This window comes from Robbsia betulipollinis (genome assembly GCF_026624755.1).
GTDB classification, from domain to species: domain Bacteria; phylum Pseudomonadota; class Gammaproteobacteria; order Burkholderiales; family Burkholderiaceae; genus Robbsia; species Robbsia betulipollinis.
In genome coordinates this window covers 97,671-113,621 of record NZ_JAPMXC010000001.1, presented here as the reverse complement: position 1 = coordinate 113,621, position 15,951 = coordinate 97,671, and the positions used below count along the sequence as shown (strand labels likewise).

The window sequence follows — 15,951 nt, the reverse complement described above, 5'->3', positions numbered from 1 at the left end:
TGGATGAGCGCTTTATGACAGCGACCGGCTTGGATTCGACGCACCGTTCCGACGATGGCAGGGCGGCACCGCCTTGCTTGCCCGTTTCCGCGCCGGCGTCTCCCGACGCGACGCCGGCAGCGCTCGCGCACGAGGCCGCGCGGCTCGCCACACTGCGGGACCTGCGCTTGCTCGACACCCCGCAGAGCGAGGCCTTCGATAGAATCACCCGCATGGCGAGCCGTCTGTTCGGCGCGCCGATCGCCGCCATATCGCTGACCGATGGCGACCGGCAGTGGTTCAAGTCGCACCTGGGCACCGCAGGCCGGGAACTGCCCCGGCACCAGGCGCCCTGCGCGACCGTGACCGATACGTCCGATCTGCTGGTCGTCGAGGATTTGCTGACGCACCCCGGCTTCTTCGATAGCCCACTCGCGCTGGCCGGCATCCGTTTTTATGCCGGCGCGCCATTGCGCACGCGCGACGGCTACACGCTGGGCGCGATGTGCGTGCTGGATCACACGCCGCGCACCGCCACCGCCGACGAGATGGCCGCGCTGCACGATTTCGCCGCGCTGGTCATGTCACAGATCGAGTTGCAGCACGACTTCGGGCGCATCGACGTGATGAGCGGACTGCCCAACCGGCATGAGCTGCTCGATATCGTCGCCGACATGCAACGCGCGCCCGACAACGCAGTGCGGGTCATCCTTCTGATCGATGCACTCGACCCGCAGCGCATGCAGGAGATCGTCAACGCACTGGGCAGCGCCTATCTCGACGCCTTCGTGCGGGCGACGAGCCGCATCGTCAAGGACCTGCTTACCGCACGCACCGGCCTGTACCATGTCGGACCCACCTCCTATGCGATCCTGCTGGACGAGGAAGCCGATGGGCCCTGGCGCGATCTCGCCGACCGCTTGTCCCCGGCGCTGACGGGTTCGCTGATGTGCAGTGGCATACCGATCGCGACGAACACCGTGATGGGCGTCTCCTTCTTCAAGTCCTACGATCCGATTTCGCCCGCGGAGGTGTTGCGCATCGCCGTCAGCGCCGCCGACAGCGCCCGGGCAGCCGGTGTCGCGCAGGCGATCTACAACCCGGCCAACGATGCCGCGAACCGGCGCCGCTTCGCGCTGCTTACCGATTTCAGCCTGGCGCTGGCGGACCCGGCGCAATTGCGCCTCGTCTACCAACCCCGGGTGGCGCTGGATACCGGACAGTGCGTCAGCGTGGAGGCACTGCTGCGCTGGGAGCACCCGCTGCTGGGCAATGTCCCGCCTGGGGAATTCATCCCGCTGCTGGAACAGACCAGCCTCGCGCGACCGCTTACCGAGTGGGTCGCGACGAGCGCATTGCGGCAATGGGCCATCTGGCGGAATCGCGGTCTGGTGCTGCGCGTATCGATCAACGTCTCGGCACGGAATCTGGAGGAGCCCGACTTCGCGCAGCGCCTGCTGCGGCAGTGCCAGGAGATGCACATCTCGCCAAACGCGATCGAACTCGAATTCACCGAAGGCGCATTGATCAGCAACGTCGACAACGTGCGCGAGCAATTGTCCGATCTGAAGGCGATAGGATGCGAAATTGCGATCGACGACTTCGGTTCCGGGTATAGCAATTTCGCCTATCTGCAGACGCTGCCGGCCACAACCGTCAAGCTCGACCAGTCGTTCATCCAGGACATGGACGGCGACCCGCGCAAGCAGCAGCTGGCCCGCTCGATGATAGCCATCGCGCACGACCTTGACCTGCGCGTGGTGGCCGAGGGCGTGGAAACCGAACACAGTCTGCACTATCTGCGTGCCTGCGGCTGCGACGAAGTCCAGGGCTATTTCATTTGCCGGCCGATCGAGGCGGCCGCTTTCCCGGGCTGGCTGGCGCGGCACGAGGCGGGCAACCGTCTTGCCCAAAATGGTGTCGCCGGCGCGTTCTGATGCCGCTCCACGGGCCCCGGCGAGACGGCCGGCGAGAATGCGTCACACCTTCTAGCTGTTACCATCTTGATTTGGATCGGGCGCCGGCATGAACATCCGCTTTCTCGAAACGTTCGTGTGGCTCGCGCGGCTGCGCAATTTCCGGCTCACGGCCGAACAGTTGCACACCACCCAGGCCGCCGTATCGAGCCGCATCGCCGCGCTCGAACGCAGTTTCGGCACCCGGCTCTTCGATCGCACGGCCCGCGCGGCGACGCTCACGGCGGCCGGACAGCGCCTGCTCGAATACGCCGAGCGCATCGTGCGGCTCGACGTGCAGATGCGTCACGCGATCCACGACGACGACGGCGGCGGCACGTTGCTACGTCTGGGCGTCATCGAATCGATCGTCCATAGCTGGTTCCCGCGTCTGATGGCCCGGATCCGCGAACGTTATCCGCGGCTCGAACTCGAGGTGACCAGCGATACCACGATCGATCTCGGTCGCCTGCTGCGCGGGGGCGCCGTCGACCTGATCCTGCACACGGAAACGCTCGCGGGCGAAAATCTCGAAAATATCCCGTTGGCGGAATTTCCGATGCGCTGGGTCGCCAGTCCGGCACTCGGCCTGGGCGCGCGGCCGGTCGACCTCCTGCAACTCGCGGAGTGGCCGATCGTCAGCTTCTCACGCCATTCGGCGCCTCACGCCCACCTGCGCGAATTGCTGACGACGAGCGGCGAACACCCCGCGCGCGTCAGCTGCGTGTCATCGGTCGCGGCGATGATCCGTCTGGTCGTCGACGGGTTCGGCGTCGCCGTTCTGCCCCCGGCGATCATCCAGCGCGAACTCGACGAGCAGGCCCTCGAAGTGCTCGACGTCGTCCCCCATTTTCCCTCCCTGCCGCTGGTGGCGTCGGTGCGCGCCGACAGTCATCCGTTCACGGGCAACATCGTCGAACTGGCCGTGCAGGCATCGCACGACTTTGCCACCACGCTCATGCCAGCGGCGGCACCGCGCCGCCCGTCGCGCTGAATAGGGCTGAATCGGGCTGAATCGGGCTGAATCGCACCGACATATGGCACCGATAAGAAAAAGTTGTCACGGTCCTTTTTGTTTCCTGTTGGACGATTCGCCGCGTATTGCCGACACTGACGGCAACACGGAGGAAACATCTTGACCACCACGCGCGCCCACGGGCAACCCTGCATCCGGACCGATCGATCCGCCGCCGCAGCGGAGTTCGACCTATGACGACGCTCGCCCAACCCACCGGGACCGGTGAAACGCCGCGCGTGGGCCGCAGCCGGCTCATGTTCGCCAGCATGATCGGCACCTCGCTCGAATGGTATGACTTCACGGTCTACAACACGCTCGCGGCGCTCGTGTTCAACCGGCTCTTCTTTCCCTCGGTCGATCCGCTCGCCGGTACCCTGCTGGCGTTCTCCACCTATGCGGTGGGCTATGTGTCACGCCCGCTCGGCGGCTTCCTCTTCGGCAATCTCGGCGACCGCATCGGGCGCCGCGCGGTGCTCATGCTCACCCTGCTGCTGATGGGGGCGACCACTACCCTGATGGGACTGCTCCCCACCTACGCCGCGGTCGGCATCCTCAGCCCCGCGCTGCTCGTGCTGCTGCGCTTCATCCAGGGCATCGCGCTGGGCGGCGAATGGGCTGGCGCGGTGCTGCTCTCGGTCGAGCACGGCGACCAGCGCAAGCGCGGTCTGCTGGCGTCCTGGGCCCAGGTCGGCCCCTCCCTGGGCACGCTTATCGGCACCGGGCTGATCGCCGTGATCACCTTCGTCCTGTCGCCCGCCGATTTCCTCGGATGGGGCTGGCGGCTGCCGTTCCTCGCCAGCGTGCTGCTGGTGGCGTTCGGTTTGTGGGTACGGCGCGGCGTGCGGGAAACGCCGAAATTCGAGGAGCTGAGCCGTCAGCACGCCACCGCGAAGGTGCCCGTGGCCGAAGTGTTCTCGCTGCATGGCCGGCGCCTGCTGATCGCGGGCGCCTCGCGCGTCGGCTCCGACGTGCTGTACGCGCTGATGGTGGTCTTCACGCTGACCTACGTCACGACGGTGCTGCACCTGTCGCGGCCGGTCGCGCTGACGGCCGTGCTGATCGGCACCGCCTGCAATGCGCTGAGCGTGCCGTTCTTCGGCGCCCTGTCGGACCGCTTCGGCCGCCGTCCGGTCTACCTCGCCGGCGCCGTGCTCGCCATCGTCTGGTCCTTCGTGTTCTTTCGCCTGCTCGACAGCGCGCAGCCGGCGCTGATCGTGCTGGCGGTCGCCGGCGGCCTGGTGCTGCACGCGGTGATGTACGGGCCGCAGGCCGCCTTCGTCACCGAGCAGTTTCCCACGCGCGTGCGCTACGCCGGTTCGTCGCTCGCCTACACGCTGGCCGGCATCGTCGGCGGCGGCTTCGCGCCGCTCATCATCGTCACCCTTTTCAAACAGACGGGCACGACCCTCTGGGTGTCGCTGTACGTCAGCGGCGCCCTGCTCGTCACGGTTGCCGCCCTGCTGTGCGCGCGCGAGACCGCCCACCGCCCGCTGGAAGAATGACCACCGGAACGCGGGCGGCCCCGCCCGCGACGGCCCGCCCTTTTCACGTCGAACGTCTCCATCATGCCGAAATACGAATTCCTGCTGCATCCGCACCTTCATGACCCGCAGGCTGCGTCCGATCAACCCATGCCCGTGAGTGTGGACATCGCCGAACTGGTGATTGCGGGCTGGGCCGGCCGCGACCCCGTCGCGATCCAGCATCACATCGCGGAACTGGCCGAGCTGGGCGTCGCTCCGCCATCCACCACGCCCTGCTTCTACCGCGTCGGCACCGCGCTGCTGACGCAGGCCGCCAGCGTGCAGATGCTCGGCGACGACTCCGGCGGCGAGGTCGAATGCCTGTTGGTCGCGGTGGCGGAAGGGTTACTGGTGACGCTCGCGTCCGACCACACGGACCGCCGCGTGGAAGCCTATGGCGTCGCCGTCTCCAAACAGGTGTGCGCCAAACCCATGGGCACGGACGCCTGGCACTACGAGGACGTCCGCGCGCACTGGGACCAGCTCGTGCTGCGGGCGTGGTTCGTCACCGCCGCGCCCGCGGATCCGGCAGCGCCTGCACGGCGTCTCTATCAGGAAGGGCCGGTCAGTGCATTGCTGCCGCCGTCCGAGCTGTTCGCACGGTTTGCGGCCGATGGTAAACTGCCCACGGGTACGGCGATGTTCTGCGGCACGCTCGCGGCCATCGGTCCGATCGCCACCATGCGTTCCGGGGACGCGCTGGAACTGGAACTCCACGACCCGGTTCTGCAACGCTCGCTGCGGCACCGGTATGCCGTGGCGACGCTGCCCGTCGTGGCGTGATGCATGGCCTGATCATGACCTTCAGCCCCTGAAGCCGCCGCCCCTTTGCCGTCTCGCCGCGCGCGACCGGACGCACGCCTGCGCGCTGCCCGGCCGCGCCTTCCCGCCATAACGTTCCCATGCCGCGACTTCTCCTCGCGTACCCGCCGATGACGCCCTTCGCTCCGCTGACACCGCTCGCCACGCTGGCCGCCCAACTCGACAGTGGCGCCTGTACGAGCCGCGCCCTGCTCGAAACCTGCCTCGAACGCATCGATGCCGATGCCGCGGCGGGCGGCGCGGCCTTCATCGCGGTGGATCCCGAGGGCGCGCGCGCGAGCGCCGACGCGCAGGACGCGCTGCGTCGCACGGGCGTCGCGCTGTCCCCGCTGGCGGGTCTCCCGATATCGATCAAGGACCTGTTCGACATCCGCGGTCAGGTTACGCGCGCCGGTTCGGTGGCCCTGGCCGATGCCAGGCCCGCCACGCAGGACGCCGCCGCCGTCGCGCGTTTGCGTCAGGCCGGGGCCGTATTGGTCGGGCGCACGAACATGAGCGAATTCGCTTTTTCAGGACTGGGCGTGAATCCGCACTACGGTACCCCGCTATCGCCGTGGCATCCCGACGAGGCACGTCTGGCAGGCGGCTCGTCCTCCGGCGCGGGCGTGTCCGTCGCACGCGGCATGGCCGCCGCCGCGCTGGGCACCGACACCGGCGGCTCGATCCGCATTCCCGCCGCCTTTTGCGGGCTGACCGGCTTCAAGCCCACCGCGCGCCGCGTCCCCGGCGACGGTGCTTTCCCCCTGTCGCCGACGCTCGATTCGTTCGGTCCGCTTGCGCCCCGGGTCGCCTGCTGCGCGTTGCTCGATGCGCTTCTCGCCGGTGCGCCGGGCACCGCCGACGACCTGGTGCCGCCGGAGCGGACCGCTGCCGGACTGCGGCTCGCCGTGTTGCGCAATGTGGTTCAGGACGACCTCGACCCGGATGTCGCGGCGGGTTTCGCGGCGGCGCTGACCCGGCTGTCCGCGCAGGGGGCCACGCTCATCGACATCGACGTTCCGGCGTTCGGCGGCATCGCGACGATGAGCCGGTTCGCGTTGCCGGGTATCGAGGCGTTCGCTGCCCACCGGCACCGTCTGGCAGGCCGGTCGGCCGTGTACGATCCGCGCGTGCTGTCACGCATCCTCAAGGGAGAAAGCGCCAGTGCCGCAGACTATCTCGATCTGCTTGCCGCACGGGCGGCATTGATCGATGCCGCCCGCGTCGCTTTCGCGGGCTTCGATGCGGTGCTGATGCCAAGCGTGGCGGTCGTGCCGCCGCGGCTCGCGGCCGTGGAACGGGACGATGCGGCATTCACGCGGGTCAATGCGCTGGTACTGCGCAATCCCACGCTGGTCAACCTGCTGGATGGCTGCGCGCTGACGATTCCGTGCGGGGGTAAGGAGGGCGAAACATCGGCGGCGCCGGTCGGGCTGGGTGTGTTCGCGCTGGCGAACCGGGACCGGCATCTTCTCGCCATGGGGCGCGGCATCGAGCGGGCCGTGCGCCGCTGAACGGGCGGGCAGCGCGGCACACTGTCGGCCCGTGACGAAGATCGCCGCGGGCTCGCCCCTTGATTATCGCGTGGCTTCGAACAGGAACCAGACGCGCTCTTCGGTCTGGTCGATCCAGTCCTCGATCAGGCTGGCGGTCGCGACGTCTTCCTTGTCGTCGCAAAGGTCATGCAGTTCCCGCATGTATTTCACCAGTGCTTCGTTGTCTTCGCGCAATTCGTGCAGCATCGCTTCCGGTGCGACGAATTCCGCGTCGTTGTCCGGCAGGCGCTTGAGCGACGCGATCTGCCCGACCGAACGCAGCGTCGTGCCGCCGAGCTTGCGGGCGCGCTCCGCGATCGGATCGACCATGGCGAACACGAAGCCGGCCTGATCGTCGAGCAACAGATGGTAGTCGCGGAAATGCGGACCGCTGACGTGCCAGTGGAAATTCTTGGTCTTCACGAACAGCGCGAACACATCGGCCAGCAACTTCGTCAGCCCTTCGGCCACTTCCTTGCGTGCATCGTTGCCGAGATCGGTGGGTGTCGTCAGCTTGCCGGCGCCGGACGCCTTCGTATTTTTAACGGACTTGACTGCGTTCATCAGGCTCTCCAGTGAATGGTTTGTCCGTCAAATTAGCAGAACTCGTGCCAGCGGGCACATGGCGGGAGAAAAACCGCGTTTCCCGAATCAATTGTACGCATCGGGGCGCGTTCGTAATAAACTAGCCCGCTTCTTCCGCAAAGCCGGGGCGCAGCGCCGTGCCCCCGAATCCGTCGATGCGTGTCGCCATTCCCAAGGAACTGATCGCCCCATTGATCGTCGCGTTCGCGATGTTCATGGAATCGATGGATGCCAATGTCATCGCCACGTCGCTGCCCGCCATGGCGCGCGACTTCGGACGCGATCCGGTCGTGATCCAGATCGGCGTCATCAGTTATGTCGTCGGCCTGGGAATCTTCATTCCGATCTGCGGCTGGGTAGCCGACCGCTTCGGCGCACGTCCCGTTTTTCAGAGCGCGATCGGCGTGTTCGTCGCGGGTTCCCTGCTGTGCGCGGCGTCGCTGTCTCTCGAAATGTTCACCGTCGCGCGCTTCGTCCAGGGGATCGGCGGCGCGATGATGGTGCCGGTGGGACGCATCATCATCTTTCGCGCGGTGCCGCGCGCGGACTTCGTGCGGGCGATGAACTATCTGAGCATCCCCGCGTTGCTGGGCCCGGCCGCGGGGCCGGTGCTCGGCGGTTTCATCACCACCTATCTGCACTGGCGCCTGATCTTCGTCATCAACGTACCGTTCGGCGTCCTGGGAATCTGGCTCGCGCGGCGCTTCATCGTCAACTCGCGCGAACCGCATCCGGGGCGCCTGGACTGGCTGGGTTTCGTCCTGTCCGCCGGCGGTGGCGCTTCGTTCCTGCTCGGCCTGTCGCTGCTGGGCGGCGAAATCATCAGCCAGCGCAGCGCATTGGTCACCAGCCTCTGCGGCGCCGCGCTGATCGGCTTCTACATACTGTACGCGAAGCGCGCGACGCGACCGCTGCTCGAATTGCGTTTTCTGCGCATCCCGACGTTTCGCACGAGCGTGGGCGGCGGGTCCCTGTTTCGCATCGGCCTGGGCGCGCTACCCTTCCTCCTGCCGCTGACCCTGCAGGAAGGGCTCGGCATGTCGGCGTTCCGTTCCGGCCTGATCACCTGCGGCTCCGCATTCGGCTCGCTCTTCGTCAAATGGCTCGCGTCCGGCGTCTTGCGGCGTTTCGGCTTTCGCTCGGTACTCACCTACAACGCTGCATTCTCCGCGCTCGCCATCGCCGTATGCGGCTTCTTCGTGCCGGGCACGCCAACCTGGCTGATCTGGGCCGTGGTGCTTTTCAGCGGCTTCTTTCCGTCGCTGCAATTCACCGCGCTGAACGCGCTCGCCTACTCGGATATCGGTTTGCCGGACATCGGCCGCGCCACCAGCCTCGCAAGCGTGGTCCAGCAATTGTCGCTGGGCCTGGGTGTCGCGGTCGGCGGACTGGTCGTGCAGTTGACCCATCACCTTTCGGGGCGCGCCGCGTTTCAATGGACCGACTTCGCACCGGCGTTCGTGATCATCGGCCTGTTCTCGCTGGGCTCGATTCCGGTGACGCGTCGCATGGCGGCCGACGCCGGCGCGGAGATCGCGCGCGGCCGGCGCTGAAAGGTCCGCGCGCTCCCTGCCGTAACGGGCCTTCCCCGCCGGCCGTCGCGCGGCATCCTCACCATGGGCGCAGAATTTCCGGCGCGATGCCATCCAGCGACACGCTCGCATCCGCGGCCTCCCGGCGCAGCGCCGCCTTCGGCATGCCGTACACCACGCAGCTCGCTTCGTCCTGCGCGAGCGTGCGCGCGCCGGCGCGTCGCATCTCCAGCAGACCCGCGGCGCCGTCGTCGCCCATGCCGGTCATGATGACGCCCAGCGCATTGCGCCCGGCACTCTTCGCGACCGACCGGAACAGGACATCGACGGACGGCCGGTGGCGGTTCACCAGCGGCCCCTCGACCACGTCGACATAATATTGCGCGCCGCTGCGCCGCAGCAGCATATGCCGGCCGCCCGGCGCGATCAACGCCCGGCCCGGCGTCACGCGCTCGCCGCCGCGCGCTTCGACCACGTCGATCTGACACAGACCGCTGAGGCGCGTGGCGAAGGCGGCGGTGAATTTCTCCGGCATGTGCTGCACGATGACGATGCCGGGGCATACCCGCGGCAGACGCGTCAGCACCCGCTCGAGCGCCTGGGTGCCGCCGGTGGAGGTGCCGAGCGCGACGACCCGGTCCGTCGTCACGGTCATCGGCCGTCCATCCGCTGGCGCGAGAATCACATCGGCATTGTGCTTGCCGTGCTCTCCCGCGCCGCCACGCGCGGACGTCGCAGACGACGCAAAGCCCGTCAACGTTTCCGCCGCGCCCGATGCCGTGCCCGCTCCCCATGCCGCCCGCGACTCGCCACGCGGCATGAGCGAGGCAGGGCGCGCGGCGGCCAGGACGGTAGCACGCAATTCCGCCGCGGTCTCGGTCAGGAACTGCTTGAGGCCCAGATGCGGCTTCTCGATCACCGCCACCGCGCCCGCGGCCAGCGCCTCCAGGGTGGTGGCGGCGTTGCGTTCGGTGAGGGTCGAGCAGATGATCACCGGCGTCGGTCGCTCCTCCATGATCTTGCGCAGGAACGTCAGCCCGTCCATGCGCGGCATCTCGATATCCAGCACCATGACATCGGGCCAGCTTTTCTTCATGCGCTCCATCGCCACCAGCGGATCGGACGCCGTGACGACCGCCCCCATGTCCGGGTCGGCGCGCAGCAATTCCGACATCACGGTGCGCATCAGCGCCGAATCGTCGATGACCAGCACCGCGGGTTTGTGCGTGCTGTCTCTGCGAGTCAGGGGCGCCATCTCACGCCTTCACGTAAATCGAGGGCGCGACGACCGACAGCGCGGTGGTCACCCCGTTGAGCGTTTCGGACAGACCCACGTACAGATATCCTCCCGGGCGCAGCACATCGACGATCCGCTCCACCACCTGCCGGCGCGTTTCCATCGAAAAATAGATCATCACATTGCGCAGGAAGATCACGTCGAACCTGCCCAGAGACGGCAATGCGGCATTGAGATTGAGCTGATGGAACGCGACCCTCTCGCGCAAACCCGGTTCGATCAGGAAACTGCCCGCGTAGTCTTCGATGCCGCGCAGGCAGAATCTTTTCAGATAGTCCGGCGCGATCTGCCGCGCGCGCTCGTCGGGGTAATGTCCCCGGCGTGCCTTGAGCACCATGCGCGAGCTGATGTCGGTGCCCACCACTTCCCATGCGTTTTTCGGCAGGGTGTCCGCCAGCAGCATCGCGATGCTGTAGGCTTCCTCGCCGCTCGAACTCGCCGCGCTCCACACGCGAAACGGCTGGAGCCGGCGCGGCCCCTCGCGGCCCGCCTCCCGAGCGGACGCGGCAGCGAAATCGCGTGCGACCATGCGCAGCGCATCGAAGTGTTTTTGTTCGCGAAAGAAATAGGTTTCGTTGGTGGTCAGCACGTCGATGGCCTGCTGCACCTCGTCGGCCTCGTCGGGCGATTGCAGGAGCGCCAGATACGCACCGTAACTCTGCACGCCGCAGACCGACAGACGCTTGGACAGACGCCCGCTCACCAACGCTTTCTTAGCATCGTTCATGGTGATGCCGGCCGTTTCCTGGATGAAACGCTGGATCTGGCGGAACTCGTGGTCCGCGAGCACCGGGCCGCCGGACGGCGGAACCGGCGACGTCACGAATGCAATCCCAGGCGCGGCACGGCATCGCCGGCCGCGTCTTCGGTGTTTTCGCTCGCCAGGATGCAATGCGGCTCGAGCAGCATGATCAGTCGCTCGTCCACGCGCCCCATGCCGTGCAGATAGGTGGCGTTGATCTTCGCGCCGAACGCGGGCGGCGGCTCGATATCGGCCCGCGCGATGTTCAGCACGGCGTTGACGGCATCGACGATCAACCCGAAGATCTGCGCGTCGCCCTGTCCGTTGCCCGCCCCCTCGGCGGGCGCCAGTTCGACGATCACCACGCAGGTCCGCTTCGTGACCGGACGCGCGCCCAGCCCGAATCGGCAGCCCAGATCGATGACCGGAATCACCGAGCCGCGCAGATTGATGACGCCGCGCACGCATTCCGACATCATCGGCACCCGGGTCACGCCGCCATAGCCGATGATTTCCTTCACGACCAGAATGCCCAGTCCGAAGACCTCGGTACCCAGCACGAACGTCAGATATTGCGCATGCTCGGCACCCTGCGGCACGTGTGCATCAACCGCTTGCGTGGTCTGCATCATGACGGTATCGGCTCAATATTTCACGAACATGGCTTCGTTCGGCGCGTTGCTGAAATCCAGCCCCGTCTCGGCACGGCGGCGCGGCGTCTTGGCGATGCCATGCGGCATGCCGGTGACCGTTCCGGTACGACGCGCGCCACCCGGCAGCGCGCGGCCCGGCCCGTTGTCGCCGACGTTGAAGAAGCCGATGGTACGCCGCAACTGATCCGCCTGGCTGCTCATCTCCTCCGAGGTGGAGGCCAGTTCCTCGGAGCTCGATGCGTTCTGCTGCGTCGTCTGGCTCAGTTGCCCGATCGCGATATTGATCTGACTGACGCCGGAAGACTGCTCCTCGGACGCGGCCGTGATCTCCTGCACCAGTTCTGACGTCTTGCGGATGTTGGGCACCATCTCGTTGAGCAACTGACCCGCCTTCTCCGCCAGCTCGACGCTGCTGCCGGCGATGCTGCCGATCTCCTGCGCGGCAACCTGACTGCGCTCGGCGAGCTTGCGCACTTCCGCCGCCACCACCGCGAACCCCTTGCCGTGCTCGCCGGCGCGCGCGGCCTCGATCGCCGCGTTCAACGCCAGCAGATTGGTCTGGTACGCGATATCGTCGATGATGCCGATCTTCGCGGCGATCTGCTTCATCGCGGCAACCGTTTCCTTCACCGCCGCGCCCCCTTCGACGGCTTCCTGCGCCGCCTTGCTGGCCATGCCGTCGGTGACGCGGGCGTTCTCGGCGTTCTGCGAGATCGATGCCGTCATTTGCTCGACCGATGCGCCGGTCTCCTCGACGCCCGCGGCCTGTTCGGTCGCCGCCTGCGACAGCGATTGCGCGGTGGCGCTCACCTCTTCCGACGCCGACGCCAACGCCTCGGCGCCGCTGCTCACCTCCGCCACCACCGTCGCCAGCTTCGCCACGGTGTCGTTCGTGTAGGTCTTCAACTCGGCGAACGCGCCTTCATAGTGCTTGTCGATCTTCTGGGTGAGATCGCCCTCGGAGACCGCGGCCATCAGGCGCACGACGTCGGCGACGCTCTCGCCGGTGGTGTGCAGCAAGCGATGCAGACCCTCGGCGAGTTCCGCCTGATAACCCTGCAGCCCGCGCGTATCGATGCGGGCGCTGAAGTCGCCCCGGTTTGCCGCCTCGGTGAGACGCTGCTGACCCTCGGTCACCCGTTTCATCGTCTCCGTCATGTTCTGCACCGCGCTCAGTACCTGTCCCGCTTCGTCCCGCGAACTCTGCCGGCTGTCGATCACCAGTTCGCCCGCCGCCAGACGGTTGACGCGCAGGACCGCCTCGCGCAGCGGTGCCGACACGCTGCGCGTGATCAGCACGCCGACGATCACGCTCAGTACGGCGATCACCAACGCGTCGATGAGAATCCAGTTGCGGGCGGTGACGAAGGTCCCCGCGGCCTGGTTCGCCTCGTGCATGCCGCCGTTCGTGTTGATCTTCACCAGCTCTTCGAGCGACTGCGTCATGTCGGTGCGCGCCTTGGACTCGTCGCCACGCGCGAGGGCCAGCGCGGTGACATCGTCGCCGCGTTTGGCGAAACCCATCACCTGCTCGTGCAGATCCATGTAGCGCGCCATCTTGTGGCCGAACTCCTGATAGGCGTTGCGTTCCGCGCCCTCGGAGATCATCGGTTCGTAGGCATGCTGCGCCGCGGCATAGCTCACCCGCGCACTTTCCATCAGACCGTCGAAGCGGCTCTTGTCGGCGTCCGTCGCAGACAGCAGACGCTGCAGTTCGTTGATGCGGAAGTCATACAGACGCGCGCGCATTTCGCCGATGACGCCGACGGACGGCAACCAGTTGGTCGCGAGCGCGTTCGTGTTGCTGTTCAGGGCGTTCAGCTGGAACAGCGCCACGGCGCCCAGCACCAGGCTCAAAAACACCGTGATGGTGAACGCGAGGGCGAGCTTGCCGCCAATCTTCAAATTCGTGAACCAGTTCATTGCGTCCCTCGTGAGGTAGTCGAATCCGCGATCCGAGCCAGGGTGGTTCGACGGATCGACCGATACGGATTTCTGATGGACCGAACCCGGGGTTCGGCCTGCATAGCATGGGGTTTGGCGGAGCAATTCATTGGTCAGGCATAACTCGACGCCTCCTGTTCGAGCCGCTGCGCGAGCGCGCCGACATCCAGGATCAGGGCCACGCGGCCGCTGCCGAGAATCGCCGAACCACTGATCAGGCGGTTTTTCTCGAACAGCCGGCTCAACGGCTTGATCACGGTCTGGAACTCGCCGAGCAGTCTGTCCACCACCAGCCCGAACCTGCGTCCCGCGTGGCGGATCACGACCACGTTCTCGCGCCGCTGCTGCGCGCCGGTCAGCTCGAACACGTCGCGCAGGCGGGCGAACGGCAGGATGCTGCCGCGCAGATCGAGGTAGTCGCGTTGCTGATCGGGGGCCGGCGCGAATTCGATGCACTCCTCGACCACGCTCAGCGGCAGGACGAAGATCGAATCCGCCACCTCCACCAGGAAACCATCGATGATCGCCAGCGTGAGCGGCAGCGTCACCCGCACGACGGTGCCCAGCCCCTCCTTGCTGTCGAGCGTCACGCTGCCGCGCAACGCCAGCACGTTGCTCTTCACCACATCCATGCCGACGCCGCGGCCGGAGAGATTGGTGACCGCGTCGGCGGTCGAAAAGCCCGGTTCGAATATCAGTTCGAACACCTCGCGATCGCTCAGCGTCTTGCCGGCGTCCACGAGTCCGCGCTCGACTGCCTTCGCGAAGATCTTGTCGCGGTTCAAGCCCGCGCCGTCGTCGACGATCTCGATCACGATATGGCTGGCCTCGTGATACGCGTTGAGTCGGACCGTGCCCTGGTCCGGCTTGCCCTGCGCGCGGCGCCGCGCGACGGACTCGATGCCGTGGTCCATCGCGTTGCGGATGAGATGCATCAACGGATCACCGATCTTCTCGATCACCGCCTTGTCGAGTTCGGTGTCCTCGCCCGCGGTCTCGAGCACGATGTCCTTGCCGAGCGCCGCAGATACGTCATGGACGACGCGCTGGAACTTGCTGAAGGTCGATCCGATCTTCACCATTCGCAATTGCAGCGCGCTGTCGCGTACGTCCTGCACGAGGGTGGCGAGCGTGGACACCGATTCCAGCAATTCGATATTGTCACCGCGCTGGGCAAGCACGCCGATGCTCGCGCCGGCGATCGTCAGTTCGCCGACCAGGTCGATCAACCGGTCGAGCTTGTCGGAATCGACGCGTACCGAGCGGTTTTCCTGCGCCTTGACGTGGCTCACGCGCCGCTGCTTGTCGAGCGCCGCCGCCACCACCTTCGGCTGCACCGCGCCCTGGTCGACCAGCAGGTCGCCGAGCAGCGGCACCTCGTCGCTGGCCGCCGCCGCCGCGGCCTGATGGGCCAGCGCGTTCTCCAGTTCCCGGGCGGTCAGCGTGCCGCAACGCACCAGGATCTCGCCCAGCCGCACGTTTTCGCTTTCGGGACAGTCGCGGATCAGGGCCAGATAGTCGTCCATCCGGCTGTGCGGCGGCAGGATCCGGATATCGCAATCGTCGCGCACGAACTCGAAGACGTTCTCGATGGTCGCCTTGTCGGCGGCACTGCGAAAAACGATCTCGAAGCTCAGATAGCAGGTCTCGGGATCCATCTCCGCCGCCACGGGCAACCGGCCCACCAGCGTCTCGACGGTGACGATCTCGGCGACCGTCTGCAAATAATGGATGAAGGACAGCGGGTCCATGCCGTGACGCAGGACGTCCTCGCCGAAGCGCAGCGAAATGTGCCAGTTCTCGCTGTCGCTGGTGTCGTGCGCCGCAGCGGACGCCCCCGCATCGACACCGTCGCGCGCGGGAAGATCGGCGGCGTCACCGGCACCGGCGCCGGCATGCACGCGGGCATCGACGCGCGCGCCCTCCCGCTCCCCGCCGGGCGTCCCGGCGCCCTCTGCGGCGGACGCGCGATTCGATGGCGCCAGATAGCCGCGCAGCGCCACGGACAACGGGATGCCTTCGGCGACGAGTTCGGCGTCCGGCGCGGCACGCTCGCCCGCCGGGTGCGGATGCGCCGCGGCATGATCGACCAGCCGGCCGACGTGATCGCGGCAACTGAGCAGCAACTCGACCAGGCGCGCGTTCACGGGCACGCGGCCTTCGCGCATTTCGTCCAGCACGCTTTCCAGATCGTGGGTGAAGGCCACGATGCCGTCGAGACCGAACAGGCCGGCCGAGCCCTTGATGGTATGCGCCGCGCGGAAAATCACGCGGATCAGTTCCGCGCACTGATCGCCATGGCCGATCGAGAGCAAGGCGCTTTCCATCTCCTCCAGGAGTTCGGCGCACTCGGCGAAAAAGGTCTGCCACGCTTGATCGAGGTTCAT

12 protein-coding genes are annotated in these 15,951 nt (G+C 66.8%); 6 read left to right on the top strand and 6 right to left on the bottom strand.

All coding sequences use genetic code 11. The features are described from left to right. Window positions 1–14: 14 nt before the first annotated feature. The 5 genes from OVY01_RS00535 to OVY01_RS00515 all read left to right on the top strand — a co-directional run bounded on the left by OVY01_RS00535 (window position 15) and on the right by OVY01_RS00515 (window position 6,790). Window positions 15–1,916 carry a putative bifunctional diguanylate cyclase/phosphodiesterase gene (locus OVY01_RS00535; protein WP_267844871.1) on the top strand — a complete coding sequence of 634 codons (1,902 nt, stop codon included), beginning with the start codon at window positions 15–17 and terminating at the stop codon, window positions 1,914–1,916. A gap of 88 nt (window positions 1,917–2,004) precedes the next feature. Further along, window positions 2,005–2,928, top strand: coding sequence for a LysR family transcriptional regulator (locus tag OVY01_RS00530; RefSeq protein ID WP_267844870.1), 924 nt, complete (start codon window positions 2,005–2,007; stop codon window positions 2,926–2,928). Between the two features lie 215 nt (window positions 2,929–3,143). Continuing rightward, window positions 3,144–4,454: an MFS transporter gene (locus OVY01_RS00525; protein WP_267844869.1), complete on the top strand. Its 1,311-nt coding sequence runs from the start codon at window positions 3,144–3,146 to the stop codon at window positions 4,452–4,454. 129 nt (window positions 4,455–4,583) lie between these two features. After that, the gene (locus OVY01_RS00520; RefSeq protein WP_267847620.1) at window positions 4,584–5,258 is read left to right on the top strand and encodes a DUF2848 domain-containing protein; all 675 of its coding nucleotides are present in this window, start codon (window positions 4,584–4,586) and stop codon (window positions 5,256–5,258) included. 149 nt (window positions 5,259–5,407) lie between these two features. After that, on the top strand, window positions 5,408–6,790 hold the full coding sequence (locus tag OVY01_RS00515; RefSeq protein ID WP_267844868.1) for an amidase: 1,383 nt from the start codon (window positions 5,408–5,410) through the stop codon (window positions 6,788–6,790). Window positions 6,791–6,853: 63 nt separating this feature from the next. Here OVY01_RS00515 and OVY01_RS00510 read toward each other — a convergent pair whose 3' ends face one another. Then, complete coding sequence (locus OVY01_RS00510; protein WP_267844867.1) at window positions 6,854–7,375, bottom strand: Dps family protein; 522 nt, start codon at window positions 7,373–7,375, stop codon at window positions 6,854–6,856. Window positions 7,376–7,551: 176 nt separating this feature from the next. Here OVY01_RS00510 and OVY01_RS00505 point away from each other — a divergent pair, with 176 nt between their 5' ends. Continuing rightward, window positions 7,552–8,949 carry an MFS transporter gene (locus OVY01_RS00505; protein WP_267844866.1) on the top strand — a complete coding sequence of 466 codons (1,398 nt, stop codon included), beginning with the start codon at window positions 7,552–7,554 and terminating at the stop codon, window positions 8,947–8,949. Window positions 8,950–9,007: 58 nt separating this feature from the next. On the opposite strand, the gene OVY01_RS00500 is transcribed toward OVY01_RS00505, so the two are convergent. The 5 genes from OVY01_RS00500 to OVY01_RS00480 form a co-directional block, all read right to left on the bottom strand. Then, window positions 9,008–10,183, bottom strand: coding sequence for a protein-glutamate methylesterase/protein-glutamine glutaminase (locus tag OVY01_RS00500; RefSeq protein ID WP_267844865.1), 1,176 nt, complete (start codon window positions 10,181–10,183; stop codon window positions 9,008–9,010). Window position 10,184: 1 nt separating this feature from the next. Continuing rightward, entirely contained in the window at window positions 10,185–11,048 is an 864-nt protein-coding gene (locus OVY01_RS00495; protein WP_267844864.1) for a CheR family methyltransferase, read from the bottom strand. Beyond that, window positions 11,045–11,599, bottom strand: a complete 555-nt coding sequence (locus OVY01_RS00490; RefSeq protein ID WP_267844863.1) for a chemotaxis protein CheW — start codon at window positions 11,597–11,599, stop codon at window positions 11,045–11,047. Before OVY01_RS00490 ends, OVY01_RS00495 begins: the two co-directional genes overlap by 4 nt. A 12-nt stretch (window positions 11,600–11,611) precedes the next feature. After that, window positions 11,612–13,543, bottom strand: a complete 1,932-nt coding sequence (locus tag OVY01_RS00485) for a HAMP domain-containing methyl-accepting chemotaxis protein (RefSeq protein WP_267844862.1) — start codon at window positions 13,541–13,543, stop codon at window positions 11,612–11,614. A 134-nt stretch (window positions 13,544–13,677) separates the two neighbouring features. Then, window positions 13,678–15,951: a chemotaxis protein CheA gene (locus OVY01_RS00480; RefSeq protein WP_267844861.1), complete on the bottom strand. Its 2,274-nt coding sequence runs from the start codon at window positions 15,949–15,951 to the stop codon at window positions 13,678–13,680.